At 64.1% G+C, this 24,554-nt stretch carries 25 protein-coding genes; 14 read left to right on the top strand and 11 right to left on the bottom strand.

Annotated features, from left to right (window positions below):
* Positions 1 to 3: 3 nt before the first annotated feature.
* The 3 genes from BUC40_RS10570 to BUC40_RS10560 are packed head-to-tail and all read left to right on the top strand — an operon-like array spanning position 4 to position 2,905.
* Positions 4 to 1,410 (top strand): NAD(P)/FAD-dependent oxidoreductase, encoded by a 1,407-nt coding sequence (locus BUC40_RS10570; protein ID WP_073265416.1) that lies wholly within the window; start codon positions 4 to 6, stop codon positions 1,408 to 1,410.
* Positions 1,411 to 1,444: 34 nt separating this feature from the next.
* Complete coding sequence (locus tag BUC40_RS10565) at positions 1,445 to 1,786, top strand: cupin domain-containing protein (protein WP_073265414.1); 342 nt, start codon at positions 1,445 to 1,447, stop codon at positions 1,784 to 1,786.
* 42 nt (positions 1,787 to 1,828) lie between these two features.
* Positions 1,829 to 2,905: a polyamine ABC transporter substrate-binding protein gene (locus tag BUC40_RS10560; RefSeq protein ID WP_139272161.1), complete on the top strand. Its 1,077-nt coding sequence runs from the start codon at positions 1,829 to 1,831 to the stop codon at positions 2,903 to 2,905.
* 46 nt (positions 2,906 to 2,951) lie between these two features.
* Here BUC40_RS10560 and BUC40_RS10555 read toward each other — a convergent pair whose 3' ends face one another.
* The 7 genes from BUC40_RS10555 to BUC40_RS10525 all read right to left on the bottom strand — a co-directional run bounded on the left by BUC40_RS10555 (position 2,952) and on the right by BUC40_RS10525 (position 9,818).
* Positions 2,952 to 3,335, bottom strand: a complete 384-nt coding sequence (locus BUC40_RS10555; protein ID WP_073265412.1) for a cupin domain-containing protein — start codon at positions 3,333 to 3,335, stop codon at positions 2,952 to 2,954.
* Positions 3,336 to 3,356: 21 nt separating this feature from the next.
* On the bottom strand, positions 3,357 to 4,208 hold the full coding sequence (locus BUC40_RS10550; protein ID WP_073265410.1) for an AraC family transcriptional regulator: 852 nt from the start codon (positions 4,206 to 4,208) through the stop codon (positions 3,357 to 3,359).
* 98 nt (positions 4,209 to 4,306) lie between these two features.
* Entirely contained in the window at positions 4,307 to 5,233 is a 927-nt protein-coding gene (locus BUC40_RS10545; RefSeq protein WP_073266199.1) for a cation diffusion facilitator family transporter, read from the bottom strand.
* A gap of 73 nt (positions 5,234 to 5,306) precedes the next feature.
* Positions 5,307 to 6,476 carry an MFS transporter gene (locus BUC40_RS10540; RefSeq protein WP_073265408.1) on the bottom strand — a complete coding sequence of 390 codons (1,170 nt, stop codon included), beginning with the start codon at positions 6,474 to 6,476 and terminating at the stop codon, positions 5,307 to 5,309.
* Between the two features lie 77 nt (positions 6,477 to 6,553).
* Complete coding sequence (locus tag BUC40_RS10535; protein WP_073265406.1) at positions 6,554 to 7,042, bottom strand: DUF3237 domain-containing protein; 489 nt, start codon at positions 7,040 to 7,042, stop codon at positions 6,554 to 6,556.
* A 40-nt stretch (positions 7,043 to 7,082) separates the two neighbouring features.
* Positions 7,083 to 8,417 carry an alginate export family protein gene (locus BUC40_RS10530; RefSeq protein WP_073265404.1) on the bottom strand — a complete coding sequence of 445 codons (1,335 nt, stop codon included), beginning with the start codon at positions 8,415 to 8,417 and terminating at the stop codon, positions 7,083 to 7,085.
* Positions 8,418 to 8,555: 138 nt separating this feature from the next.
* Complete coding sequence (locus BUC40_RS10525; RefSeq protein ID WP_073265402.1) at positions 8,556 to 9,818, bottom strand: serine hydrolase domain-containing protein; 1,263 nt, start codon at positions 9,816 to 9,818, stop codon at positions 8,556 to 8,558.
* 143 nt (positions 9,819 to 9,961) lie between these two features.
* Between BUC40_RS10525 and BUC40_RS10520 the strand changes: the two genes are divergently transcribed.
* The 10 genes from BUC40_RS10520 (at position 9,962) to BUC40_RS10475 (ending at position 19,547) form a co-directional block, all read left to right on the top strand.
* Positions 9,962 to 10,573: a TetR/AcrR family transcriptional regulator gene (locus BUC40_RS10520; protein WP_073265400.1), complete on the top strand. Its 612-nt coding sequence runs from the start codon at positions 9,962 to 9,964 to the stop codon at positions 10,571 to 10,573.
* Between the two features lie 75 nt (positions 10,574 to 10,648).
* Entirely contained in the window at positions 10,649 to 11,323 is a 675-nt protein-coding gene (locus BUC40_RS10515) for a thermostable hemolysin (RefSeq protein WP_073265398.1), read from the top strand.
* On the top strand, positions 11,313 to 12,791 hold the full coding sequence (locus BUC40_RS10510; protein ID WP_073265396.1) for an AMP-binding protein: 1,479 nt from the start codon (positions 11,313 to 11,315) through the stop codon (positions 12,789 to 12,791). The genes BUC40_RS10515 and BUC40_RS10510 overlap by 11 nt, the downstream gene beginning before the upstream one ends.
* Positions 12,788 to 13,477 carry an iron-containing redox enzyme family protein gene (locus BUC40_RS10505; protein WP_073265394.1) on the top strand — a complete coding sequence of 230 codons (690 nt, stop codon included), beginning with the start codon at positions 12,788 to 12,790 and terminating at the stop codon, positions 13,475 to 13,477. Before BUC40_RS10510 ends, BUC40_RS10505 begins: the two co-directional genes overlap by 4 nt.
* Positions 13,464 to 14,267 carry an SDR family oxidoreductase gene (locus tag BUC40_RS10500; RefSeq protein WP_073265392.1) on the top strand — a complete coding sequence of 268 codons (804 nt, stop codon included), beginning with the start codon at positions 13,464 to 13,466 and terminating at the stop codon, positions 14,265 to 14,267. The genes BUC40_RS10505 and BUC40_RS10500 overlap by 14 nt, the downstream gene beginning before the upstream one ends.
* On the top strand, positions 14,264 to 14,920 hold the full coding sequence (locus BUC40_RS10495) for a tetratricopeptide repeat protein (RefSeq protein WP_073265390.1): 657 nt from the start codon (positions 14,264 to 14,266) through the stop codon (positions 14,918 to 14,920). The genes BUC40_RS10500 and BUC40_RS10495 overlap by 4 nt, the downstream gene beginning before the upstream one ends.
* A 26-nt stretch (positions 14,921 to 14,946) precedes the next feature.
* The gene (locus BUC40_RS10490) at positions 14,947 to 15,603 is read left to right on the top strand and encodes a response regulator (RefSeq protein WP_073265388.1); all 657 of its coding nucleotides are present in this window, start codon (positions 14,947 to 14,949) and stop codon (positions 15,601 to 15,603) included.
* Position 15,604: 1 nt separating this feature from the next.
* Positions 15,605 to 17,041: an ATP-binding protein gene (locus BUC40_RS10485; RefSeq protein ID WP_073265386.1), complete on the top strand. Its 1,437-nt coding sequence runs from the start codon at positions 15,605 to 15,607 to the stop codon at positions 17,039 to 17,041.
* Between the two features lie 15 nt (positions 17,042 to 17,056).
* A complete protein-coding gene (locus BUC40_RS10480; RefSeq protein WP_073265384.1) occupies positions 17,057 to 17,614 on the top strand; it encodes a cytochrome b in 558 nt (185 codons plus the stop codon).
* Positions 17,615 to 18,074: 460 nt separating this feature from the next.
* Entirely contained in the window at positions 18,075 to 19,547 is a 1,473-nt protein-coding gene (locus BUC40_RS10475; RefSeq protein ID WP_073265382.1) for an inorganic phosphate transporter, read from the top strand.
* A 48-nt stretch (positions 19,548 to 19,595) separates the two neighbouring features.
* On the opposite strand, the gene BUC40_RS10470 is transcribed toward BUC40_RS10475, so the two are convergent.
* The gene (locus BUC40_RS10470; RefSeq protein WP_073265381.1) at positions 19,596 to 20,075 is read right to left on the bottom strand and encodes a GNAT family N-acetyltransferase; all 480 of its coding nucleotides are present in this window, start codon (positions 20,073 to 20,075) and stop codon (positions 19,596 to 19,598) included.
* 148 nt (positions 20,076 to 20,223) lie between these two features.
* Here BUC40_RS10470 and BUC40_RS10465 point away from each other — a divergent pair, with 148 nt between their 5' ends.
* On the top strand, positions 20,224 to 20,625 hold the full coding sequence (locus BUC40_RS10465) for a hypothetical protein (RefSeq protein WP_073265379.1): 402 nt from the start codon (positions 20,224 to 20,226) through the stop codon (positions 20,623 to 20,625).
* A gap of 18 nt (positions 20,626 to 20,643) precedes the next feature.
* Here the strand turns inward: BUC40_RS10465 and hglS are convergent, their stop codons facing one another.
* The 3 genes from hglS to BUC40_RS10450 form a co-directional block, all read right to left on the bottom strand.
* Positions 20,644 to 22,041 carry a 2-oxoadipate dioxygenase/decarboxylase HglS gene (gene hglS / locus BUC40_RS10460; RefSeq protein WP_073265377.1) on the bottom strand — a complete coding sequence of 466 codons (1,398 nt, stop codon included), beginning with the start codon at positions 22,039 to 22,041 and terminating at the stop codon, positions 20,644 to 20,646.
* A 74-nt stretch (positions 22,042 to 22,115) separates the two neighbouring features.
* On the bottom strand, positions 22,116 to 23,366 hold the full coding sequence (locus BUC40_RS10455) for a 2-aminoadipate transaminase (protein WP_073265375.1): 1,251 nt from the start codon (positions 23,364 to 23,366) through the stop codon (positions 22,116 to 22,118).
* Between the two features lie 120 nt (positions 23,367 to 23,486).
* Positions 23,487 to 24,416 carry a LysR substrate-binding domain-containing protein gene (locus BUC40_RS10450; RefSeq protein WP_073265373.1) on the bottom strand — a complete coding sequence of 310 codons (930 nt, stop codon included), beginning with the start codon at positions 24,414 to 24,416 and terminating at the stop codon, positions 23,487 to 23,489.
* Between the last annotated feature and the right edge of the window lie 138 nt (positions 24,417 to 24,554).

Here is a 24,554-nt window from a genome sequence, read left to right as displayed (position 1 = left end):
TGCATGAACGACTGGCGCAACATCAGCCTTTGGATGGATCAGCTGGATGAGCCGCTGACGCCGCGCCCATCGCTGCAAGGCGATATTCAGGCCGACGTGGCGATCATCGGCGCCGGCTACACCGGGCTGTGGACGGCCTACTACCTCAAGCGCCAGGCGCCCGAGCTACGCATTGTCATCGTCGAGGCGAAGATCGCCGGCTTCGGCGCTTCCGGTCGCAACGGCGGCTGGCTGATGGGCAACCTGCTAGGTGAGGATCGCCTGCTCGCCGGCCTCACCCCGCAGGCACGGCGGGAATCCTACGACCTGCTGCACGGCATTCCCGACGAGGTCGGCCAGGTGCTGGAGCGCGAAGGCATCGACTGCGACTACCGCAAGGGCGGCGTGCTGTACTGCGCGGCCCGCTACCCGGAGCAGGAACTGCGCCTGCGCGAGTACCTGCGCGGCTACCGCGAAGAGGGGCTGAACGAGGACGATTACCGCTGGCTGCCCGCCGAAGAGCTGGCCCAGCAACTACGCATTCCCGGTGCCTATGGCGCGATTCACACGCCGCATTGCGCGACCATCCAGCCGGCCCGTTTGGTACGCGGCTTGGCACGCTGCGTCGAAGCCATGGGCGTCAGCATTTTTGAAGGCACCCCTGCCCTGAGCTGGCAGGCCGGCACCGTACGATGCGAATCAGGTGAAGTGCGCGCCGACTGGATCGTGCCTGCTGTGGAGGGTTACGCAGCCAACCTGCCGCCGCTCGGCCGCCACCAGATTCCGGTGCAGAGCCTGATAGTCGCCACCGAACCGCTGCCTGCCTCGACCTGGGCGGAAATCGGCCTGGAGCGCGGCCAGGCGTTCAGCGAAGCCAGCCGCCAGGTTACCTACGGCCAGCGCAGCCGCGACGACCGGCTGATCTTTGGCGCCCGCGGCGGTTATCGCTTCGGTAGCAAGCTGCGGGGCGACTTCAACCTTAACGATGAAGAACGTGGCCTGCGCCGCTACCTGTTCAGCGAGCTGTTCCCGCAGTTGCGTAACGTGCGCATCACCCACGCCTGGGGCGGCAACCTGGGCATGGGGCGGCGCTTTCATCCGCACATGCTTTGCGACCGCGGCAACGGCATCGCCCTGTCCGGCGGCTACGGCGGCGAAGGCGTCGGCGCCAGCAACCTCGGTGGGCGCACCCTGGCCGACCTGATTCTCGGCCACAGCACCGCGCTCACCCGCCAGCCCTGGGTGCGCCACGATACACGGGTGCAGGACCTGCCGCGCTGGGAGCCTGAGCCGTGCCGCTGGCTGGGTTACAACGCGATCATCCGCAGCTTCGTGCGCGAAGACAAATTGCTCGCCGACCCATCCAGCCGGCCCTGGCAGCGCTATATGGCGCAGCGCATCGCCAGCCTGATGGAAGGCTTCATGAAGTGAACGTTGTCTCCCACATTATTTAAGGTTTGAAGTCATGAACATCACCCACTTCCGCGACACCGCCAGCGCCTCCCTCGAGGAACACAACCCGGTCGCCGTACCGCTCAGCGAGCCCGCCGCCGTCACCTCGGTGACCTGCGTGGAGCGCGACGATGGTGTGGAAACCGGCATCTGGGAATGCACGCCCGGGCGCTGGCGCCGGCAGATCGTGCAGCAGGAGTTCTGTCACTTCATCGCAGGGCGCTGCACCTTTATTCCCGACGTGGGCGAGCCCATCGAGATCAAAGCCGGCGACGCCATCCTGTTTCCGGCCAACACCACAGGCGTGTGGGACATACAAGAAACGCTGCGCAAGACCTATGTACTGATTTTCTGACTGCTGCCTCCACAACATCGACAACAACAGTTGAGGTCTCCCATGCTGAAAACGCTTATCCCGCTGATGCTCGTCGCCTCGGTCAGCCAGGCGGCGCAGGACGTGCGCATCTACAACTGGACCGACTACATCGCTCCCGACACGCTGAAGAGCTTTCAGCAGGCCAGCGGCGTGACGCCCCACTACGACGTCTACGACAGCAACGAAACCCTCGACGCCAAGCTGATGGCCGGCCGCTCCGGCTATGACGTGGTGTTCCCCTCCAACCACTTCATGGCCCGGCAGATCCAGGGCGGCGCGCTCAATGAACTGGACAAGAGCCAGTTACCGGGCTGGAAGAATCTCAACCCGACACTGCTCAAGGCCCTGGAAGGCAACGATCCGGGCAACAAGCATGGTTTCCCCTACCTGTGGGGCAGCACCGGCATCGGCTACAACGTCGAGAAGGTCAAGGCGGTGCTCGGCAGCGACGTGCCGCTGGACTCCTGGGACCTGATCTTCAAGCCCGAGCTGATGGCCAAGCTGAGCAAATGCGGCGTGGCGATTCTCGACAATGGCCCGGAGATGCTGCCCATCGCCCTGCACTACCTGGGCCTGCCACACCACAGCCAGAAGCCCGAGGACTACAAGAAGGCCGAAGCGCTGCTGATGGAGATGCGAGAGAACGTCGCCTACTTCCATTCCTCCAAGTACGTCGGTGAGCTGGCCAATGGCGACGTGTGCATGGCGGTCGGCTTCTCCGGCGACATCATGCAGGCCAGCGCCCGCGCCAAGGCGGCTGGCAACGGCGTGAACATTGCCTACGTGATTCCCAAGGAAGGCGCGCCGATGTGGTTCGACATGGTCGCCATGCCCAAGGACGCGCCCAATGAAAAAGCCGCCTACGCCTTCATGAACTACCTGCTCGAGCCAGAGGTGATCGCCGGCATCAGCGATTACGTGCACTACGCCAACGGCAACAGCCAGGCCGACGGTCTGGTAGACCCGGCGCTCAAGGCCGATACCACCGTCTATCCGCCCGACGACGTGATGGAAAAGCTCTACGCCCTGGAAGCCATGCCGCTGAACATCGACCGCATCCGCACGCGGATCTGGACGAAAGTGAAGAGCGGCACCTGACGCAGCTGCGAAGGGCTGGCGCCCGCGATGGGCGCCAGCCCGGCAGTCAGATCCACAGATCGTTGACCGCCGTGCGCTCCCCGCCTTCGGCCCCGGTATTCAGCACGCCGCGCGGCTCGATCAGCAGCAACTTCACCTCGGCTTCGGCATACGGCTTGTGCTCCACGCCCCTGGGCACCACGTACAGCTCACCAGTGCCCAGGGTTACCGAGCCGTCACGAAAATCCAGGCGCAACTGGCCGTCGAGAACCAGAAAGGCTTCGTCGGTTTCGGCATGGGCATGCCAGATGAAATCGCCCTGCAGGCGCGCCACCTTGAACTGGTAGTCGTTCATTTCCGCGACCACGCGAGGCGACCATTGCTCGGCGATCAGGTCGAGCTTGCGGATCAGGTTGATGGATTGTCTGGCAGACGAAACTGGCTGGTTCATGGAGCGCTCCTCGGTTGGTTTTCACCACTCTAGCGAGGGGCCCAGGCGCGATCTTGTACGATCCTGCAACTTCACCATGCTCAGCCAGCGGGCCGGGGACAGGCCGAAGCCGGCCACGAAATGCCGGGTCATATGGCTCTGGTCGAAGAACCCGGCGATCAGCGCCGCATCGGCCAGGCCGATGCCCGACAAGGCCAGTTCACGGCAGCGCGCCAGGCGGCGCATTGGCACGTAGCGGTAGGGACTGGTGCCGAACAGCGCGCGAAAGTCCCGCGACAGGCTCCAGCGATCCCGCCCGCTGACATGCTCCAGCTCGTCCAGGGTAATGCTCGCGCCGTTGCGACTGTGGATGTACTCGCGCGCCCGCTGCGTGGCGGGGTAATCGAAGGCGCGGCGACCGCGGGGCTTGCCGGCAACCGCCTGCAGGGCGTGGGCCAGGTCGTAGATGGCATCGTCTTCTTCCAGCGACTCCAGCGGGTTGTCCATCGCCTGCATGAACGACTCGGTAGCGCTGCGCAGGCGCGGGTCATCGCTCAAGCCGCCAACCACGAAGGGCAGCGGCTTGCCGCCAAGTACCTGCTGGATCAGCACCGGGTCGATGTACAACATGCGGTAATGAAAGCCGGCCTCGGTGCCGGCCATGCCGTCGTGCAGCTCATCCGGGTGTAGCACTAAGGTGCCGCCGGGCAGGCTGTGGCGCATGGCGCGCCGATAACGAAAGCTCTGTACGCCGGCCAAGGTGCGGCCGATGGCGTAGGAGTCATGGCGATGCAGGTCGTAGCCGTGGCCGCTGAAATACGCCTCGATGCGCTCGACTCGCCCCGGCGCATGGCTACGCAGCACCCAGTCGCTGCGGCTTGTCGATTTGCCCATATCGTCGTTCTCCGTGCGGCCGCCAAGCAGGCGACACGGTAAACCGTCGTGCGTAAAAAAGCCCGCTCAACAAGCCCTCTGCAGCTAATTGGGTTAGCTCACCGCGACCACTGCGGGTCCGTAGTAAAGGCGATGGTCAGCCAACGGTTGGGACCTTCGTCGCCGATGGCCTGGCCGATGACGTCGCGCATGGAGTCCCACTCGTCGAGGGTTTGTGCCGGCCAGTCGAGCGGCACGATGAAGTACAGCTCGATCTGCCGGGCACGGCCGACTCGCGCAACATAGGCCTGGTGGCTGATGAAACCGTACTGCTCGACGATGCCCTGGGCAACGTCATCCACGTGCTGCTTGAGCGCAGGCGGGGTGACCAGCAGGATATCCGCCAGCGCCTGGCGGATGGTCGCCAGCGGCATGGGCAGGATCACCAGGCAGATCAACGCCAGCACCGCCGGGTCGATGTACGGGCCGAGCCAGGCGTAGCGCGTCTGCTCGATCAAGTAGCCGACGACGAAGGCAATCAGCAGGGCCAGGGAAATGCACCCGGACATCACCCAGCCTTTGGCGTCGAGGGCGAGGAAATCCGAGCGGATGCGCCGGTTGGCGCGAAACTCGTAGCTGGCGAACGCGAAGCAGATCAGCGTTGAGATACCGGCGTACAGCGCCGCCAGGCCGAACGCCAGCGGCGTGCCGCCGGACAGCAGATTGGCCACGGCGTTGATCAGCGCGTAGGCCACCACCCCACACAGCAGCGTGCCGTTGAGGGCCAGCGCCATCGGTTCCAGGTGCCAAAAGCCCTTGTTGAAACGCTCGGCCAGCCGGCGGCTGGCTTCGCTTTGCGAGGTATGCCGACGAATCAGCGTGGAGACCACCAGCGCCAGGCCGCTCATGCTGGCGTCGGCCAGAGAGTAAACACCGTCGAAGACGATGGAGAACGACCCGGACAGCAGGCCGATGACGATCCCGAAGCCCGCTACTAAAAGCGTCATGGCAATCGAGCCGCGCAGGATGCCCTGCTCCGTATTCATGGCCATCTGCGCCCTCCTCGGCGGGCAAAGCTGCAAGGGTACTGCTACACGGCAGCCCTTGCAGCCGCCTTACTCATACCAACGTGTTGAGCGGCTTATGCAGGTTACGGCGCCCGAAGGTCAGCATGATCATCACCAGCGCACAGCCGATCAGGATCGCGCCCGAGGACAAGACGAAGATACTGAAGCGGTCGTTGCCTTCGATGAACAGGCTCAGCAAGGTCGGTGCTGCCGCGGCCGACGCTACCTGCACCATGCCAACGATCTTGGTCAGGCGCCCAGTTGGGTCGTGGGTCACCACCGACGACATGTAGTACGACAGTGCCAGGTTCCAGCCGAAATTCATCAGGAACACGGCGATCGCCATGTCCGAAGCCGTGTGGATGCGCGTGGCAAACATGTAGATCGCACCGAGTACCGCCAGCGAGCCGAGCAAGATCATCGGCATGCGGCCCAGGTGGCGACCCGCAATGCTCGGCAACGCTGCACCTGGCAGGCCGCCAAGCAAACCGATGCTGATCGCCCAGCCAATGTCCACAGGCGCAATACCGGCTTCACTGGCGATGCCTTCGACGAAGCCCCACAGCGAGTAGATCGACAGCTGCAGGAACAGCATGCCGAGCAGCGAGCAGACGCCGATCAGGGTAAGGCCTGACAGCAGCGGTTCACTGGAGACGATCTTGTCTTCCTCACTCTGTTTGGTCGGCAGGCAGAAGCACACCAGGCAGAGCAGCACGAACCAGGCTACCAGGTAGTAGATCGCCCCCGAGAAACCCTTCCACTCGGCGACTATCGGCAGAACCACCGCGCTGCTGGAGAACAGTGCGGTCTGCACGAACAGCAGGATGCCAAAGGAGCGATCTGGCCCGTTCATGCGGCCCAGGCAATAGATGGCGTAGGAGTACAGGATGCCTGAGCAGATACCGGAGATGCAGCGCAGCGCCAGCAGCATGTCGAACGCTGTGACACTGGCGGTGGCGGCGTTGGCGAACAGCAGCACGAGGGCCGTGCTCAGAGCGATGGTGCGTGGCCCGAGAAAGCGCAGCATCGGCACGTACAACAAAGTGCCGACAAGGGAGCCGCACATCTCGGCGGACATGGTCCAGCTCTGCTGGACCAGGGTCATGCTCATACGCTCGGTCAGCAGGCCGATGAAGATCGGCTGCACGCCGATGACGATGATCGAAGCCGCGGCAATGAAGATGCACGCGGCGCGAATTATGTTTTGGTTGCTGGTGTTCATGGTCGTTACCTGCTGGCTAGGCCACCAAGTGACCTGCCGCTTCAGTGAAAATCGGAAATGGCGAAAAGGGAAGCCGATCAAGCGATTCGGTAGCAGTGAATGGCGACTTGGTCAGCGGCGGGATAAACCACCTTGCCGATCAGCGCGCTGCGGGTCAGCCAGTCCAGCCGCCCACTCGCCACCTGAAAGCGCGGCGAACAGGTGCACTGGTATTCGTGCTCATCGACCGGCCAGATGCCCTGCGCGTCCAGCTCACGGGCCTTATCGCTGAGCACGATCACACCGATGTTGTGGATGTTGATCAGCTCGCCGCGGTCGCTGAGCAGGCTGTAGCGGGCATCCAGCTCACCCACGCCATCGCTGCGCTGCAGGTAGAAGTCGGCGCCGCCGGCGAGTACTTCGCCGCGTACGTCCAAGCCTTCGAAATGCCCGCCAAGGATCCGAAAGTTGCTGCGCTGGCCATCCGTGCAGGCACCTAGTGCATCCCCCGCGGCAATCACCACGTAGAGGCTCATTACCCATTCCAGAGTCGGCACGCCGAGCCCGGTTTGCGCTGTGGTCTTCATCACGCACTCCTGTGCCCCGAGGGGCGTCTATGGCTCGGTTTCAGTAGCGGTAGGTGAAATACAGTTCGAGGGCGCTGAACTGATCGTCATCGCCAAACGCCTGCTTGGCTGCCGACTTGGCCTGTACCCAGTTGTACGAGAGCGAGCTGTAGAAACGCTCGTTGGGCGTCCAGTCGAGGTACACCACGGTCTCGTCAGCGAAGCGCCGGTCGTCCACCGCGGCCCCGCGGAAGTTCTTTTCGTCGAGCCAGAACTGGTAGTGGATGGCGCCAAGCGTGAGGGTGTCGGTCAGGCGGTTCTTGATGGAGAACTGCTGCACCCGTTCGTTGCTGTTGAACAGCAGGTAGTTGCCCACCACGTCGCCGACCAGCCAGCTGCTCCAATCCACGAAGCCCTTGCTGAGCGGATCCCAGGCTTTCTGGGTGTTGTCAGTCAGGTCGTCGTCACCGGAGAACACCGCGTAGCGATAGCCGAGTGTCGGGGTCAAAGGCAGATCCTGGAACTGGTAGTCGGCTTGCGCGTACCAGGCATCAGCGTCGAATTTCTGCTTGGAGTCGCCACCGCGCTGTACGGCGTACTCGCCATTGAGAGTAAGGTTCGGTAAGCCCGGCAGATGGCCGCGCAAGGCGCGAACGTTGAAGACCTCCATGCCGTCGCGGCGCACCGCGTTGCTGCTCTTGCTGGCTTCGGTATCGACTTTCATGGCCATCGCGCCAACGGTCACTTGGCCGTCGAGGTCGTAGTCCAGGTTGGCGCCGGTCATGCGGTAGTCACCGTAGTGATCGTCGGTGCGCAAGGTGAACGCCTGGGCCTTCACCGGGCCGTGGCTCCAGTCAAGGATCGCCGAATCCTTGAAGGCGCTGCGCGGGCCAAGCCAGTAGGCGCCGTCGTCGAACAGGTCAAGGTTACCGTCCATGACGATGAATCCGCTGCCGATGATGTAGTTCTGCCGGCCGGCGGTGAACTTCCAGTCGCCCGCTCGCACGCCGGCGTAGAGTTCTTCGGTGGCAACTCGGCCGTCGGAGCTGCGCGAGGTGCCGCCGGCATCGCCGTCGCCAAAGGTGCTGGCGCCAATTACCGAACCACCCGCTAGCAGGCTGACGGTGTCGCTGAGCGAGTAATCGAGGGTAATGCCGGGTTTGAGGTAGAACTCCTGCCAGCCAATCTTGGTGCCGTCGTTCTCGCCGCTGCGGGCGTCGACGCGACCGGCGCCGAAGTTGACACCGCGGGTGGTGACGGAGGCGCCGCCAACCGTCAGGTTGAGTTCACCTTTGAGGTTCTCGTGCTCGAACTGATAACCCGCCAGGGCCGATTGGCTGGCCAGCGGAAAGCCGAGTGCGAGCAGCACGCAGGGAAAGCGCTTGGACGTGTACATATGAAGCTCCTGTGTATTTTTTTTGTATTACAGGGCAGCGAGAGGTGGCCAAATCGACCACCGATTACCTGACGCAGCAGGCAGGAGCACCGGCTAACCAGCGCTCTTGGATCTTGTACTTATTGAATCCGCGTTGAATCAGCCGCGCAGGTGGGCGGTGATGGTTCGCAGCATTTGCACGGTGTCGATATCCAGCTCGGTGACCGCATCGGGCAGCGACGACTGCTTGACGATTACCACTTCGGAGTCGAAGTCGACGAACAGGTACTGGCCATGGATACCGCTGGCCATGATGGCCGGGCTGTGGTCGTTGAAGACGTACCACTGGCTGCGGTAGGAGGCGCCGGGCGTCCAGTCGGAGAAGTCCTTGTGCACGCCGTAGATGGCCGGGTCCGAGCCCTTGGCGATGGCCTCGATCACTGCGTTGTCGATGACCTGCTTGCCGTCGACCTTGCCGCCATTGCCGAGCATCAGGCCGAAGCGGCCCATGTCGCGCAGGGTGGCGTTGAAGCCGGCACCGGCGACGCTGCGGCCCCATGGGTCAGCCATGAAGTAGGCATCGCGCTCGCAACCCAGCTGTTGCCATACCGCCTGCAGCTGCTCGGCGCAGGCCACACCGCTGGCACGTTCCATCACCCAGGCCAGCACTTCGGTGGTGGCGGTCACGTAGTGGAACAGGCCGCCATGCTCACAGCGCTTACGCAGTGACGGCAGGTACTGGTACAGCGACTCGTACCCGGCGTACTCGGGTAGCGCCGGCTTGAAGCCGCAGGCGTAGCCGTACTGGGAGCTTTCCGAAGCTGGATCGTCATACATCTCGGTGTAGTGAACGCCAACGGCCATATCGAACAGGTGGCGCACGGTGGCGTCGCCAAAAGCGCTGCCGGCGAGCTCAGGGACGTAGTGCTCGGTCAGTGCCTCGGTATTGAGCACGCCGTCGTGGATCAGTTGCTCGCCGAGCACGCCGATCAGCGATTTGGTGACCGAGAACATGATGTGGCGGTCGCTGGCGACCTGGCCATTGAAGTAGTTCTCGTAAACCACCCGGCCCTTGTGCAGCACCAGGAAGCCGTCGGTTTTGCTGGCACGCAGGTTGTCGAGCACGCTGACGGTGCGCCCGCAGGTGCTTTCAAAACTCAGACCTTCGAGCTCGACCGGGGCATGGGCCAGCACCGAGCTCGGCCGCGAACCGGCGGCGACATCGATGGTCGGGCGCAGGCGCGCCAAGTTGCGAAAGCCCCAACGGTTGAAAGGCGGCGACATCCAGTTGGCCCAGGTCACGCGCTTTTCCGGCTCGGCAGGAAAACCCTGCATCAGTACGGGCTCTTGTTGTTTTTGGTCGTACATCTCGCTGACTTCCATATTTCGGGAAATCAGGGAGCGGTCGAGAATCTGGTTCATCTGAATAATCCTGGAAATGGCCCTGCGTGCGGCAGGTACGGGAAAATAATTAATCCTATTAATTTATTTAGTCAATAAAATATTTTCCCAAGAAAACCTAGCCAGCTATCATTGCCACACCTCATAAATGCCCAGGAGCGACGGTGAGCGGATTACGCGAACGTCAGAAGGAATTACGCCGCACGGCAATCTCGGCAGCGGCCGTGGCGCTTTTTCAACGCCAGGGCTTCCGCGAGACCACGGTCGAGCAGATCGCCCGGGATGCCGGCGTCTCGGCACCCACGGTGTTCAAGTATTTCGGCAGCAAGCACGAGATCATCCTGGAGATGATCAAGGAGTCTGATCGCCGCGCTCTGGTGGATGTGCGCAAGCGCATCCGCGAGTTCGACGACCCCGTCGATGCGCTCTGCCATCTCGAACACCTGCTGGTCGGCTACGCCCTGGAGGTGCTGCCTGCCGCACTCTGGCGCGAGCTGCTACCGCTGGTGCTGGTGGGCGGCAACAGCGGCCTGCCCGAGGCCTACCGACAGATGAACCGTGGCCTGCAGGGCGAGATCGCCAATGTGCTGCGCGAGTTACAGGAGGCCGGCAAGCTGCGCGCCGACCTGGACGTGGAGCTGGCCGCGTTTCTGCTCAACGACTATTCCCACCTGCAACTGCTGCGCCTGACCGCCAATGACCAGATGGACCGCCAGAGCCACATGGCCAACGTGCGCAACACCACGCGCCTGATCTTCGAGGGCATGCGCGCGTAGCCGTGATGGCCTTCAGACTTCATTAAGGTTCGGCCCCGATAGTGTCTCCAACGCCTAGCCGCTGGAGCGCTGTCGATGATCGATACCCAATGGAACCTTGCCCTGCCGCTGCACATTGGCCCGTATGCCGGGCGCGATCTGTCGCTGTCGCTGGTGCCGCAACAACACGCTGATCGTGAATCGCTGGAGTGGTTCGTGCGCGAGTGCTTCGCCACTGTGCACCACGCCGACATCCGCCATTTCATGCCTACCCTGATGGCCCTGCGCGATTCGCACGGGACCTTCTGCGCTGCCGCCGGCGTGCGCACCGCCGACAGCGGCGCGCTGTTTCTCGAGCAGTACCTGCAGCAGCCGATCGAGCGCGTGGTGTCGCGGCTCGCAGGTGCCCCGGTGGAGCGCCAGCACATCGTCGAGGTCGGCAATCTGGCCGCGCGCAGTGGCGGCAGCGCGCGGCTGATCATCGTGGTGATGACCTGGCTGCTGGCCCATCGCAAGCTCGACTGGGTGGTCTTTACCGGTGCCGCTTCGCTGATCAACAGCTTCCAGCGTCTGGGCCTTAACCCGCTGTTGCTCGGTGATGCCGACCCGCAGCGCCTGGGTAGCGAACAGCACAGTTGGGGCAGTTACTACGCCCGGCGCCCGCAGGTGTTCGCCGGCAGCATCCGCGCTGGTCTCGCCCATCTGCAGGTCAGCGGCATGGCCGCGCGCCTGGGTTTGCCGGCCTGCCTGGAGCACAGCCATGCAGCCTGAGCTGAGTGACTTCAAGGCGCTGTTGCTGCTTCACGCCCATTGCCAACCGTCGCGTCCGGCGTTGCGCGATGACACCGAGAGCATCGACTACGCGCAGCTGTGGAGCGAGATCGAAACGCGCAAGGCGCTGCTGCTCGCCCAACCGGGCAAGACCTTCGCACTGATCATGGATAACAGCCCACAGATGGCGCTCTGGGACCTGGCGGCACTGTTCGCCGGCATCCCCTGCGTGACCCTGCCGCCATTCTTCACCTGGGCGCAGACAGCCCACTGCCTAGCGCAGAGTGGCGTCGACCTGCTGCTCACCGACGCCCCGCTGACTGACCAACTGATCGAAGCGGGCTTTCGCCAGGCCGGCGGCTTCTGGTCCCGGGAACTGCCTGGCCGTGAGCGGCTGCCGAGCGGCACCGCAAAAGTCACCTACACCTCGGGTACCACCGGCACGCCGAAGGGCGTTTGCCTGAGCGCCGAGGCCTTGCTGCGCGTCGCCTATGAGCTGCACGCCGCCAGCCGCCCGGCGGCGCCAAAACAGTATTTGGCGGTGTTGCCGCTGGCGGTGCTGCTGGAAAACCTTGGCGTGTACGCGGCTCTGCTGGCCGGCGCCAGCGTCACCCTATTGCCCCAGCAGAGCCTGGGCATCGAGGGCGCAACGCGAGTCGACTGGCCGCGCCTGCTCGGCCAGCTGGTACGCCAGCAGACCCAGAGCCTGATCCTGGTACCGCAGCTGCTGCTCGGCCTGATCATCGCCCTCGAACATGGGCAGCTGGAAGCCAGCCAATTTCATTTCGTGGCGGTCGGTGGCGCGCGGGTCAGCGACGAGTTGCTCGAGCGCGCGGCACAGCTGAACCTGCCGCTCTACCAGGGCTACGGGCTGTCCGAATGCGCCTCGGTGGTGTGCCTCAACACCCCGGCTTACAACCGCATCGGCAGCGTTGGCCGCCCGCTGCCCCACGTCGAGGTACGCATCGCCGAAGACGGTGAAGTGTGGGTGCGCGGCTCGGCGCTGCTGGGTTATCTGGGTGAAGCGCCATTCACTGGCGACTGGCTGCCCACCGGCGATATCGGCGTGCTCGATGCCGACGGTTACCTGTTTCTCAAAGGCCGCAAGAAGCATCAGTTCACCACCAGTTTCGGCCGCAACGTCAATCCTGACTGGGTCGAGGCAGAGCTCACTCAACGCGGGGTGATCGCCCAAGCATTCGTGCACGGCGAGGCCATGGATCACAACATCGCCCTGCTCTGGCCCGTCGATCCGGATTGCAGCGACGAGGCCCTGGAGCACAGTGTCGCCTGGGCCAACATCGAGCTGCCCGACTACGCCCGAGTGCACCAATGGCAGCGCCTGTCCGAACCCTTCACTCCTGCGAATGGCCTGCTCACCAGCAACGGCCGACTACGCCGCGAGGCCATCCTGGCCCGCCATGCCTACCGCTTTTCAACCCCCGTTGCCCCAAAGGAGCAGCCATGAGTTTCTTCGACGAACTGCAGCAAGCGACCGCCGTAGAGCGCCAGGCGCTATTCACTACACCGGTGATCCGCGATGCGATGGCCGGCCAGGTCAGCCTGCAGGCCTACCGCGCCTTCCTGACCCAGGCTTACTACCACGTGCGCCACACCGTGCCGCTGATGATGGCCTGCGGTGCCCGCCTGCCCTCGCGTCTGGAATGGCTACGTGCTGCAGTGTGCGAATACATCGAGGAGGAATACGGCCACGAACAGTGGATCCTCAACGACATCCGCGCCTGCGGCGGTGATGCCGAGCAGGTGCGTGACGGCCAGCCGTCATTACCCATCGAGCTGATGGTGAGTTTTCTCTATGACCTGATCGCCCGCGGCAACCCCGTTGGCCTGTTCGGCATGGTCAACGTCCTCGAAGGCACCAGTATCGCCTTGGCAACCCAGGCCGCCGAGGCGATACGTGAAGGCCTGCAGTTGCCACCTAGCGCGTTCAGCTACCTGGCCTCCCACGGCTCGCTCGACATCGGCCATATGGATACCTACCGCGGCCTGATGGACCGCCTCGACGACCCTGCCGACCAGGCAGCGGTGATTCACGCCAGCAAGGTGGTGTACCAGCTCTACACCGACATGTTCCGCGGCCTGCCGCGCCTGGAAACGGAACAGCGCCGGGAGTTCAGCCATGCAGCTGTCTGATTGCCGTGTAGTGCTGACCGGCGCCAGCGGCGGCATCGGCCAGGCGCTGGCCGAACAACTGTGCGCCGAAGGTGCCCAGGTGATTGCGGTAACCCGCCAGCCGCACGCACTGGAAGCCCTGCAGCGCCTCTACCCGCAGCGCATCCACAGCGTGCAGGCCGACCTGCGCAGCAGTACCGGGCGCCAAGCCGTGCTCGATGCGGCGCGGCGCCTGGGCGGCATCAACTTGCTGCTCAACGCCGCCGGCGTAAACCAGTTCGCGCTGTTCGAGCAGGTCGATGATGAGCAGATCGACGACCTTCTGGCACTCAACCTAGTGGCCACCCTGCAACTGACCCGCGCCCTGCTGCCGACCCTGCGCAACCAGCCCCACGCGCTGATCGTCAACGTCGGCTCCACCTTCGGCTCCATCGGCTATCCGGGTTACGCGGTGTACTGCGCCAGCAAATTCGCCCTGCGCGGCTTCTCCGAAGCGTTGCGCCGCGAGCTCGCCGACACCGAAGTCGATGTGCTCTACGTGGCGCCGCGGGCCACCCGCACCGGCATGAACAGTACAGCCGCCATGGCCCTCAACGAGGCGCTCAACAGCAAGGTCGACGAGCCCCAGCGGGTGGCCTGGCAGGTAACGAGCGCCATCGAGCGCAACCTTGCCGAGCTGTACCTGGGCTGGCCGGAAAAACTACTGGTACGCCTCAACGGCCTGCTGCCAGGCCTGGTCGACCGGGCGATCCGCAAACAACTGCCGACCATTCGTCGTTTCACCCATTCCTCCGAGACGCCCCCACAATGAAAAGAACCCTGACTCACCTCGCCATTGTCCTCGCAGCCCTGAGCATCCACACCGGCGCCTGGGCGCTGGATGCCGCCGGCACTCAGCAGTTGCAGGCCATCCAGCAACGCTGGGCGCAGATCCAGTACGACACCCCGCAAGAGCGCAAGGTGGCCGAGTTCGAGAAGCTGGCCGAGCAGGCCGAGGCGTTCACCGCGGCCGAGCCGAAAGCTGCCGAGGCGTGGATCTGGAAAGGCATCGTCACCAGCAGCTGGGCCGGCGCCCAGGGCGGCCTCGGGGCCTTGAGCAAGGCCAAGCAGTCGCGCACTGACCTGGAAAAAGCCCTGCAACTCGACCCCGACGCCCTGCAAGGCTCGGCCTACACCAGCCTGGCCGCCCTGTATGATCGCGTGCCCGGCTGGCCCATCGGTTTCGGCGACGCACAAAAGGCCGATGAGTTGCTCAGGCAGGCGCTGCTGATCAACCCGGACGGCATCGACAGCCTGTATTTCTGGGGCGATCATCTGGCCCGTGAAGGCAAGTATGTCGAAGCCAAGGCAGCACTGCTCAAAGCTCAGCAAGCCGCGCCGCGCCCCGGTCGCGAGCTGGCCGACAAGGGCCGTCAGCGCGAAATCGCTGCTTTACTGGAGGAGGTCGAGCACAAGCTCGACTGATCGCAACCGCCTGACCGAGGACACCCATGCGACTGCTTCTGGTGGAAGACGATCTGCCGCTCGGCGAGGGCCTGCGTGCCGGGCTGCAGGCCGAGGGCTACACCGTCGACTGGCTGCATGACGGTACCAGCGCCGTACACGCGCTGCTCAGCGAAACCTTCGACCTGGTGGTCCTCGACCTCGGCCTGCCGCGCCTGAGCGGCATCGAGGTGCTGCAGCAACTGCGCAAGAGCGGCTCGCACCTGCCGGTGCTGATTCTCACCGCTCGGGACGAAACCCGCGACCGCATCGCCGGTCTGGATGCCGGCGCCGACGACTACCTCGCCAAGCCTTTCGACCTCAACGAACTCAAGGCGCGCATCCGTGCCCTGCTACGCCGCAGTGCCGGCCGTGGTCAGGCGCTGGTCGAGCACGCCGGCATCAGCCTCAACCCGGCGAATCAACAGGTGCATTTTCAGGGCAACCCGGTAGCGCTGACGCCCAAGGAATACCTTCTGCTTCACGAGCTGCTTGCTCATCCGGGTAAGGTGTTCACCCGCGAGCGCCTGGTGCAGCTGCTCTACGGCTGGGACGAAGAAGCGGAAAGCAACACCCTGGAAGTGCACATCTCGCACTTGCGCAAGAAACTGTTCAGCGAGCTGATCAGAACCGTGCGCGGCATCGGCTATCTGGTGGAGACCTGAGATGACTTCGTTGCGTCGCCGCACCCTGGTGCTGGTTCTCGGCCTGTTGCTGCTCGGCACCCTGACCATCAGCCTCTACAACTTTCACGACAGCCGCCACGAAATCGGCGAGATCTACGATGCACAGCTGGCGCAGAGCGCGCGGCTGCTGCAGGGCGCCATCCATGCCCAACTGCCCGACGAGCAGCGCCAGGCGCTTTACAAAGCCTTCAACGCCGCCCTGAGCCAGGCTGGCAGCCACCGCCTCGGCCACCCCTACGAGGGCAAGATGGCCTTTCAGGTGTGGGACAAAGAAGGCCGCAGCCTGATCCGCTCCTCCAGTGCACCGGCATTCGAGCGGCCGGTCACTACGCCCGGTTTTTCCGACCAGACCCTCTACGAGGTCAACTGGCACGGCTTCCTGCTGCCCGATGACCGCCATGGCCTGCTGATCTGGGTGGGCGAACGCGAAGACGTGCGCCAAGACCTGGTCAACCGCATAGTGCGCCACACCCTGATTCCCAACCTGATCGGCGTCGTGGTGCTCTCCGTGCTGATCTGGTTGGCGATTGGCTGGGGCCTGCGGCCCTTGCAGAACATGGCGCAGATCATCCGCAAACGTCACGGCGGCTCTCTTGAACCGCTGCAACTGACGCCCCTGCCCCGTGAGTTGGAGCCCATGCAGGCGGCGCTCAATCGGCTGCTGTCGCAGATCGAGCAGTTGCTGCAGCGCGAACGGCGCTTTATCGGTGATGCCGCCCACGAAATGCGCACGCCCCTGGCGACCTTGCGCATCCACGCGCAGAACGCGCTGCAGGCCGACGAGAACGAGCCACGGGACAAGGCCCTGAACCATCTGGTTGGCGGCGTTGACCGCCTGACCCGGGTGGTCAACCAATTGCTGACCCTTGCCCGAGTCGAGCCGGAAATCGCCCGCCAGGCCTGGCAACCCGTCGACCTGGAAAGCACCGCTCGCGAGACGCTGGTAGAGCTCACCCCGTGGATGCTCGGCAGGGGCCTGGAGCTGGCCCTGGACGTGAAGCCCGGCAGCTACCTGATTCACGGCAATGCGCAGTTGGTCGCAATTGCCCTGCAGAATCTGGTCACCAACGCCGCCAACTTCTCGCCGCAAGGCGCCGAGGTGGAGGTAACCCTCGCGGCCGACGACGAACAGCAGATCAGCCTCAGCGTGCGAGATCACGGCCCGGGCATCGACGAACAGAAAATGGAGCGCCTGTTCGAGCGCTTCTACAGCCGTGATAACCCTGGCGGCGCGGGCCTGGGCCTGTCCATCGTGGAAATGATCGCCAGTCATTTGGGCGGCAGCATCACCCTCAGCAACCACACGGACGGCGGCCTGCTCGCCACGCTGGCTCTGCCACGTGCGCCACTGGCAACCGACAGCGACACCGTCATACCACCCCATAACCACGGCCAGGCAAGGTTGCCAGGCCAATAGCCCATAGAGGTCAGCATGAGCAGTACAAGCAACAACGACGCAGCACAGGCGACATCGCCCCGCTACAGCGCCACCAGTCGCCACTTGCACTGGCTGATGGCCGCGCTGGTGGTACTGGCTTACGTGCTAATCACCAGCCGAGGCCTGTTCGAGAAAGGCAGCGACCCGCGGCTGTTCGTGGTGCAGGGCCACTTCTGGGTCGGCATCGCGGTATTCGCCTTGGTGCTGCCGCGCCTGCTCGCCCGCTTCGCCAACCCGACGCCGGCAATCGTACCCGCGCTCAATCCGCTGACCCGGCTGGCCTCCAAGGTCACCCATATCGCCCTGTACACCTTCCTGTTGCTGCAACCGCTGATGGGCATGCTGGTGGTGTTTCTCGAACGCGGCGGCATTCCCCTCGGCGGGCTGGTGCTGCCCTCGCCCTTCGAGATGAACCAGCACCTGGCCCATCGCATCGAAGACCTGCACATCACGGTCGGCACCGCGTTCTATTACGTGATCGCCCTGCATATCGCCGCCGTGCTCTGGCACCATTTCGCGCGCCGCGACAATGTGCTCAAACGCATGCTGTAGCGGACAATCGGGCACATAGCAAAGCGCCAGCTTTACCTGGTCAAATCAAAAAATACGCATTCTTTATGCGCCACTAGTTGTGTCCGAAGCGATTTTCGAGGTAAATCGCCTCCAGATTTTTCGGGTGACGCAATTGAGGGCTGTTCCGCTGGCTAAAAAACATACAACCAAGGGCTGACTCAGCCTTGGTTTGCCAGCTGCTCCGCCGTCCATGACAAGCGTTATCGACCACAACTGCACGCTGCCGGGAAGCCCGGCGGCGTGCCTTGGCATTTGAACGGGTTGAGAGCATGGCAGGCATCACACACCGCTTTAGCACTCACCCCACGATTGCCGGCTGTATCGCAGGCTGCTCGGTATCGTTCGTCGGGCCGACAGCTACCATGCAACGCACTGATCAACACTTGCACGCGTTGCCTGGAATAACCCACCTCTCCCCATGAGCCAGACGTAACCCTCCATGTTCGAATTATTCAGCGGGCTTGATGCCTGGTTGGCGCTGAGCCTGGCACTTGCCCTGCTCTTCGTCCTTACCTTCGAATTCATCAACGGTTTCCATGACACGGCCAACGCCGTGGCCACCGTCATCTATACCAAGGCCATGCCACCAAACCTGGCGGTGGTCATGTCGGGTATTTTCAACTTCCTCGGTGTGCTGCTTGGCGGCGTCGGTGTGGCCTATGCCATCGTCCACCTGCTGCCGGTGGAGCTGTTGATCAACGTCAACACCAGCCGCGGCCTGATCATGGTGTTCTCGCTGCTGGCCGCGGCCATCACCTGGAACCTGGGCACCTGGTATTTCGGCATCCCGGCGTCCAGCTCGCACACCCTGATCGGCTCGATCCTCGGCGTCGGCCTGGCCAACGCGCTGCTCACCGACATTCCTCTGGGTGACGGCGTGAACTGGCAGAAGGCGATCGATATCGGCCTGTCGCTGGTGTTCTCGCCGGTCGCCGGTTTCGTGGTCGCCGCCCTGCTGTTCCTGGCGCTCAAGTACTGGATGCCGACACCCAAGGTGCACAGCACGCCGGTGGTACGCAAGGAAACCAAGGGCAAGAACAAGCCGCCGTTCTGGAACCGCCTGGTGCTGATCGTTTCGGCCATGGCGGTGAGCTTCGTGCATGGTTCCAACGACGGTCAGAAAGGCATCGGCCTGATCATGCTGGTACTGATTGGTATCGTGCCGGCCAAGTTCGTGCTCGACCTGAACAGCACCACCTACCAGATTTCCCGGACCCGCGATGCGGCCGTTCACCTGGGCGAGTTCTACCAGCGTAACGCGCCGACCCTCAGCGAGTACCTGGCCCTGGGGCAGGCCGCCAACACCGAGCTGCCCAAGCAGTTCCGCTGTGATCCCAAGCTCACCGAGCCGACCATCAACGGCCTGCTGCGCACCCTCGATGGCGTCAACGACTACCGCGACCTCGACGAACAAGCGCGAATCGACATCCGCCGCTACCTGCTGTGCCTCGACGACTCGGCCAAGAAGGTCGGCAAGCTGCCGGACCTGCCGGCCCGTGAGAAGGCCGACCTCGACAAGCTGCGCAAGGACCTGACCGCCACCACCGAGTACGCGCCCTTTTGGGTGATCCTTGCCGTGGCCCTGGCCCTGGGTATCGGCACCATGGTCGGCTGGAAGCGCGTGGTGAAAACCGTCGGCGAAAAGATTGGCAAGCAGGGCATGACCTATGCCCAGGGCATGAGCGCGCAGATCACCGCGGCCTGCGCCATCGGCCTGGCCAACGTCTACAGCCTGCCGGTATCGACCACCCACGTGTTGTCATCGGGCGTGGCCGGCACCATGGTCGCCAACCGCAGCGGCCTGCAGGGCAGCACCATCAGCAACATCCTCTTGGCCTGGGTGCTCACCCTGCCCACCTCGATGGCCCTGGCCGCCGGCCTGTTCTACGTCTCGACGCTGATCTTCGGCTGATCGAATAGCAAGGCACCCGTCCCGGGTGCCTCGTTCCTTCTCCAATCGTTACTTGCAGCTCCAGCGCATGCTCTGCGCCAAGATATGCGGGTGGCTGTCGATCGGTTCCCACTCGTCCAGAAACACAAAATCGTGCCGCTGGTAGAACTGCACGGCGCGGGCGTTCTCGGGGGCGACTTCGAGAAACAGCGCCTCCAGGCCCAGCTCCACCGCGTGTGCCTTCACGGCCGCCACCAGCCCGTCCGCCGCGCCTGAACTGCGAGCCGCCGGCTCGATCCACATGGCGATCAGCTCATAACGAGCAGGGTCACGAAAGCCCGCGCCCACCAGGCCGACCGGCCGTCCCTCGTCGAATGCCAGCCAGAACCGCGTCCTCTCGCCCGCCGCTCGCGCCTGCCATAGGGCGTCGCTGTCGGCCGCCGCCGTCTGGTAACTCACGCCAAAGGCGGTCGGCGTGTCCAGAAGTGCGGCGAGGCGGATCTGTTTCAGTAGCTTCCAGTCGTCCTTGTGGGTGGCGCGGATATCCATGGGTCTTCCGATTCTTCCTGATTGAAATTCCGATTAGCCAGGCGCTTCACATCGGGCAACCTGCTGGCAGACCTACAATGCCGTACCGACGGGCATCACTGCCAGCAAAAGGTACCAACCGACGCAGCCTTAGGGAACGGGGAATTCTATGAAGCACAGCCTCAAACAACTGGCGATTGCGCTGGCCGTCATCCTCGCGGCGTTGGGTGCCTTGTTCGTCGCCATTGCGTACTGGGCCGTGCCGACCGCCCAGGTGCGCAACGAGTCGGCCGAGGCCGTGCAGGTAGTAGCGCAGTGGCGAGATCAAAGCCGCGATCTGGGCTCGATCCGACCTGAGCAAACCGTGGCGTTCAAGGTGCCTGGCGAGGGCGGCATCAGGTTCCATGTCACTTATGCCAATGGCCGCCAGGTGACCAGCCGGGAGATGTATTACACCCTGACCACCACCGTACTGGCGGTGGTCAGCGAGCAGGCCGTCAGCGTCGATAGCGAGCTGGGCCTGGCGAGCGCTGACCAGGATCCACGCGAGGCGCCTAGCCAGAAATGGTAACGCACAGCCCGGCGATACTCAGCCCAGCGAGTCCAGCCCCAGCTCACGCGCACACTCGGCCAGCGAGCGGCATTGGGTCTCGGCGTACAGCGCCAGTTCGTCGTGCACCGTGGCGCCAAGGGCGGCGTGGAAAGCCTGCTGGTTGGAGGTGGCGTCGTAGCTGACCTGGGCATCGTCGCCGAGGTTGGACTGGAAGATGCCCGCAGCGCTGACCGGCAGGAAATCCTCGTAGACCAGCGGCTCGAAATGCACGTGGCCGGCATCGATCAGTGCGTCCAGGCTGCGCGGCCTGGCCTGATCCTGGCGCGCGACCTTGCCGGCCTCGGTGACGAAGTAGCGGAAGTAGGCCAGGCCCTCGCGGCGCATCGCCGGGTAGCTGTCCGGGAAGGCTTCGAAGCGTTGTTCGAGCAGATCGGCGTAGCGCTGGGCATTGGCTTCGTTGGGGAATTCGCCCAGATCCTCGCGTGCATCGTTGAGCAGCCTGTCGTACAGCGCACGGCCGCTGGGCGTCAGCGCTGCACCGCGCTGCTCGATCTCGCCAAAGCGCGCGGTATGGCTGCCGGTCGCATCGGACTGGCCAACGAAGGCCACGCGTTCCTGCAGGGCCTTGAAGCTGGTCTGGCGTAGCAGGATCGGGCACTGGCGTCGGGGCGGCCCCTCGACCACTGCCTTGGGCGTGATGCCGCGCTTGGGCATGGCCGCCTGCACTTCATCGATGTCCAGCGTGCGCGGCGTCAGGTGGTTGATATGCGGCCCCTTGAAGGCCACCACGTCGGCGATCAGGCGGTGCTGGCCGTGCAGCCGGTCGTACTCGGCGGCGGTGACGGTGGCCTGGGTGTGCCAGCGGAAGGTCTCCAGCGCCTCTTTGACGAACTCATCGGCGTCGGCGGCATTCAGGCCGCCCTGGGCCTCGCACTGCTCGATCAGCGCCCGGGCGCGTGGGGTGAAGATGTCACGCTTGGCGAGAATCTCGGCGGCCAGGGTACGCAGCGCTTGGTCCTCGATCAGCTCCAGGCGCAGCAGCGAGGTGAACACGCGAAACGGGCTGACCTGCAGCTCGGCCTCATGCACGGCGCGAAAGGCGGTGGAATGCACCGGCACGCCGGCCGAGCTGAGGTCGTAGTAGCCGACCGGCTGCATGCCCATGGCCGCGAACAGGCGGCGGATGGTCGACAGCTCCGCGGCGGTGCCGACGCGGATCGCGCCATGACGCTCCATGGCCAGGCGCTCGATTTCCCCAGTCCATTCCAGCTGCTGCTTCAGTGCGGCAGAGCCTGCCAGGGCCTGGGCGTTGGTGTCTGCCACCAGGTCGAGAAGGTCGCCATACAGTGGCACTTCGGCGCGGTACATGGCGGACATGGCGCTGGAAAACTGCGCACGGATTTGCGAGGGGTCGACGAATCCTGAAGCGTTCATAGCAGGCGAATCTCCTGTCGCACTTGTTAGTTGGCCATGGCGGTAATCGCCGGCCTGAAAGTAGGCGAATACACTCAGCCGAGGTTGGCCAGGCAGTCTTCGATAATATCCAGGCCCTGTTCGAACAGCGCCGGCTCGATGGTCAGCGGTGCCAGCAGGCGCACGATATGGCGATTCTTGCCGCTGGGCATCAGCAACAGCCCCTTGGCCCGGGCGGCCTCCAGTAGTTCGGCCAGTTGCGCGCTGCCGGGCTGGCCGTCACGGGTGACCAGCTCGATACCGCGCATCGCGCCCACCCCGGTGAGGCGGCCCAGATACGGCGACAGGCCCTTGGCGCGCCACTGCTCGTAGCGGCGCAGCAGCGCCTGTTCCTGGGCTTCGCCCCAGGTGGCCAGGTTGGCGTCGGTCATCTGCCGCAGGCTGGCCAGGGCCGCTGCACAGGCGATGGGGTTGCCCGAGTAGGTGCCGCCCAGGCCGCCCTTGGGCAGCGCGCCCATCAGTTCGGGGCGGCCGACCACCGCGCCCAGCGGCAGGCCGCCGGCGATGCTCTTGCCGAGCAGCAGCAGGTCGGGCTCGATGCCCAGGCGGGTGAAGGCGAAGCGCTGCCCGGTACGGCCGAAGCCGGACTGGATTTCATCGAGCATCAGCAGCACGCCGTGCTCGTCGCACCAGCGGCGCAGGCGTTTGGCGAACTCCGCATCCAGGGCCAGAAAACCGCCCTCGCCCTGCACCGGCTCGATGATGAAACAGGCGACATCGTTGACGTCCACCTCGACGTTGAACAGCCGCTCGATGGCCTTGAAGGCCTCGTCCGCACTCACCCCGGTATCCTCGCTCGGGTACGGCACGTGATAGACCGGACCGGGCAGCACGCCGACCTTCTGCTTGTAGGGCGCCACCTTGCCGTTGAGGTTGAGGGTGGCCAGGGTGCGGCCGTGGAAGCCGCCGTCGAAGGCGATAACCACCGTTCGGCCGGTGGCCGCGCGCACCACCTTCAGGGCGTTTTCGGCAGCCTCGGCGCCGCTGTTGGTGAGCATGCCCGCCAGCGGATAGCTGACCGGCACGAAGGCCGCGAGGGCGTCCATCAGCTGGCAATAGCCCTGATGCGGCACGGCGTTGAAGGTCGAATGGGTCAGCCGCCCGGCCTGCTCGGTGATGGCGCTGACCACCTGCGGGTTGCAGTGCCCGAGGTTGAGCACGCCGATACCACCGACGAAGTCGATGTACGAGCGGCCCTCGGTGTCCCACACCTGGGCGTTCAGGCCATGGGACAACGTGATGGGATGCACCACGGAAAGGGACGAGCTGATGGGCGACGCACTCATGGATTACCTACTTGGGCCGCCGTCACCGCGGCGCGATGACAGGCGGCAGTGCCTGGAAACGAGATGCGCCTATCAAAGCGAGTCAGGCGGGCCGGCCACAAGCGAAATAAAGTGCTGCCGTCATTCCTTAAATTCAGGAACTGGCTGAGCGCCGCCCGTGCCGGCCCTGGCCTTTTCCAGAATCCAGCCGATCAGCGCCCTGACCTTGGGCACCTCGGCGGACTGCTCGGCGAAGGCGATGAAGTGCGCACCCTGACTGGGTTTGTAATGCTGCCAGGGGATCACCAGCTTGCCTTCCTGCAGCTCGTCCAGCACCAGAAAGCGTGGCACCAGGGCCACGCCACAGCCGGACTCGGCGGCGCGGATGCACATGTAGAAGGTGTCGAAGCGCGGCCCGTGGTAGCTGTTCTCGGTGCTGATGCCCTGCTCCTCGAACCACTCGTGCCAGGCGCCGGGCCGCGAGGTGCACTGCAGCAGCACCAGGCTGGTCAGGTCGCCGGCATCGAGCAGCGGCTCCTCGGGCAACAGGTCCGGCGCGCACACCGGAATCACGTCTTCGCCGAACAGCTCGATGCACGTGGCGCCCGGCCAGGAGCCGGTGCCATAGAAGAACGCCACGTCGGCCTTGGCCTGCACCAGGTCGAAGGGCTCCAGCTCGTTCTTGATGTCCAGGTGGATATTCGGGTGGCGCTTCGAGAAACCCTTGAGGTTGGGCACCAGCCAGCGCGCCCCGAAGGTCGGCTGGGTGGCGACCTTGAGCACCTCGGTCTCGCCGCCGTAGGAGAGGATGTAGCGACTGGAGATGTCCACCTGGGTGAGGATCTTGTTCACCTCGGCCAAGTACAGCTCGCCGGCCGGCGCCAGTTGCAAACGGCGGCGCACCCGATGGAACAGCGGATGCTGGAGCATGTCCTCGAGCTGCGCCACCTGCTTGCTCACCGCGCTCTGGGTCAGGTGCAGCTCCTGGGCGGCGCGGGTGAAGCTCAGGTGCCTGGCCGCGGCCTCGAAACATTGCAGGGCGGTCATGGTCGGCAGCAGGCGTTTGGACATGGGCTTCTCGGGGTCAGACGGGGCGACTTGATTCCATGACGGAATGATATGGTGCGTAAACGTCGTTTGTTGAGTACAGGTTCGGGATTAATACTGATCCTTATCCCGGATTTCAACTTCACGACTCAGGAGATCGCC

This window comes from Phytopseudomonas punonensis, from assembly GCF_900142655.1.
Classification (GTDB): domain Bacteria; phylum Pseudomonadota; class Gammaproteobacteria; order Pseudomonadales; family Pseudomonadaceae; genus Aquipseudomonas; species Aquipseudomonas punonensis.
Note: the sequence above shows the minus strand (reverse complement) of the source record. Positions and strands in the feature narration are given on the sequence as shown.

Bases quoted from the DNA above. Each gene is read 5' to 3' on its own strand.
- hglS (WP_073265377.1), bottom strand. From the start codon at position 22,041: ATGAACGCTTCAGGATTCGTCGACCCCTCGCAAATCCGTGCGCAGTTT.
- BUC40_RS10525 (WP_073265402.1), bottom strand. From the start codon at position 9,818: ATGAACCAGATTCTCGACCGCTCCCTGATTTCCCGAAATATGGAAGTC.
- BUC40_RS10500 (WP_073265392.1), top strand. From the start codon at position 13,464: ATGCAGCTGTCTGATTGCCGTGTAGTGCTGACCGGCGCCAGCGGCGGC.
- BUC40_RS10550 (WP_073265410.1), bottom strand. From the start codon at position 4,208: ATGGGCAAATCGACAAGCCGCAGCGACTGGGTGCTGCGTAGCCATGCG.
- BUC40_RS10505 (WP_073265394.1), top strand. From the start codon at position 12,788: ATGAGTTTCTTCGACGAACTGCAGCAAGCGACCGCCGTAGAGCGCCAG.
- BUC40_RS10475 (WP_073265382.1), top strand. From the start codon at position 18,075: ATGTTCGAATTATTCAGCGGGCTTGATGCCTGGTTGGCGCTGAGCCTG.
- BUC40_RS10455 (WP_073265375.1), bottom strand. From the start codon at position 23,366: ATGAGTGCGTCGCCCATCAGCTCGTCCCTTTCCGTGGTGCATCCCATC.
- BUC40_RS10545 (WP_073266199.1), bottom strand. From the start codon at position 5,233: ATGAATACGGAGCAGGGCATCCTGCGCGGCTCGATTGCCATGACGCTT.
- BUC40_RS10510 (WP_073265396.1), top strand. From the start codon at position 11,313: ATGCAGCCTGAGCTGAGTGACTTCAAGGCGCTGTTGCTGCTTCACGCC.
- BUC40_RS10555 (WP_073265412.1), bottom strand. From the start codon at position 3,335: ATGAACCAGCCAGTTTCGTCTGCCAGACAATCCATCAACCTGATCCGC.
- BUC40_RS10560 (WP_139272161.1), top strand. From the start codon at position 1,829: ATGCTGAAAACGCTTATCCCGCTGATGCTCGTCGCCTCGGTCAGCCAG.
- BUC40_RS10540 (WP_073265408.1), bottom strand. From the start codon at position 6,476: ATGAACACCAGCAACCAAAACATAATTCGCGCCGCGTGCATCTTCATT.
- BUC40_RS10570 (WP_073265416.1), top strand. From the start codon at position 4: ATGAACGACTGGCGCAACATCAGCCTTTGGATGGATCAGCTGGATGAG.
- BUC40_RS10480 (WP_073265384.1), top strand. From the start codon at position 17,057: ATGAGCAGTACAAGCAACAACGACGCAGCACAGGCGACATCGCCCCGC.
- BUC40_RS10450 (WP_073265373.1), bottom strand. From the start codon at position 24,416: ATGTCCAAACGCCTGCTGCCGACCATGACCGCCCTGCAATGTTTCGAG.
- BUC40_RS10515 (WP_073265398.1), top strand. From the start codon at position 10,649: ATGATCGATACCCAATGGAACCTTGCCCTGCCGCTGCACATTGGCCCG.
- BUC40_RS10565 (WP_073265414.1), top strand. From the start codon at position 1,445: ATGAACATCACCCACTTCCGCGACACCGCCAGCGCCTCCCTCGAGGAA.
- BUC40_RS10495 (WP_073265390.1), top strand. From the start codon at position 14,264: ATGAAAAGAACCCTGACTCACCTCGCCATTGTCCTCGCAGCCCTGAGC.
- BUC40_RS10535 (WP_073265406.1), bottom strand. From the start codon at position 7,042: ATGAAGACCACAGCGCAAACCGGGCTCGGCGTGCCGACTCTGGAATGG.
- BUC40_RS10485 (WP_073265386.1), top strand. From the start codon at position 15,605: ATGACTTCGTTGCGTCGCCGCACCCTGGTGCTGGTTCTCGGCCTGTTG.
- BUC40_RS10530 (WP_073265404.1), bottom strand. From the start codon at position 8,417: ATGTACACGTCCAAGCGCTTTCCCTGCGTGCTGCTCGCACTCGGCTTT.
- BUC40_RS10465 (WP_073265379.1), top strand. From the start codon at position 20,224: ATGAAGCACAGCCTCAAACAACTGGCGATTGCGCTGGCCGTCATCCTC.
- BUC40_RS10470 (WP_073265381.1), bottom strand. From the start codon at position 20,075: ATGGATATCCGCGCCACCCACAAGGACGACTGGAAGCTACTGAAACAG.
- BUC40_RS10490 (WP_073265388.1), top strand. From the start codon at position 14,947: ATGCGACTGCTTCTGGTGGAAGACGATCTGCCGCTCGGCGAGGGCCTG.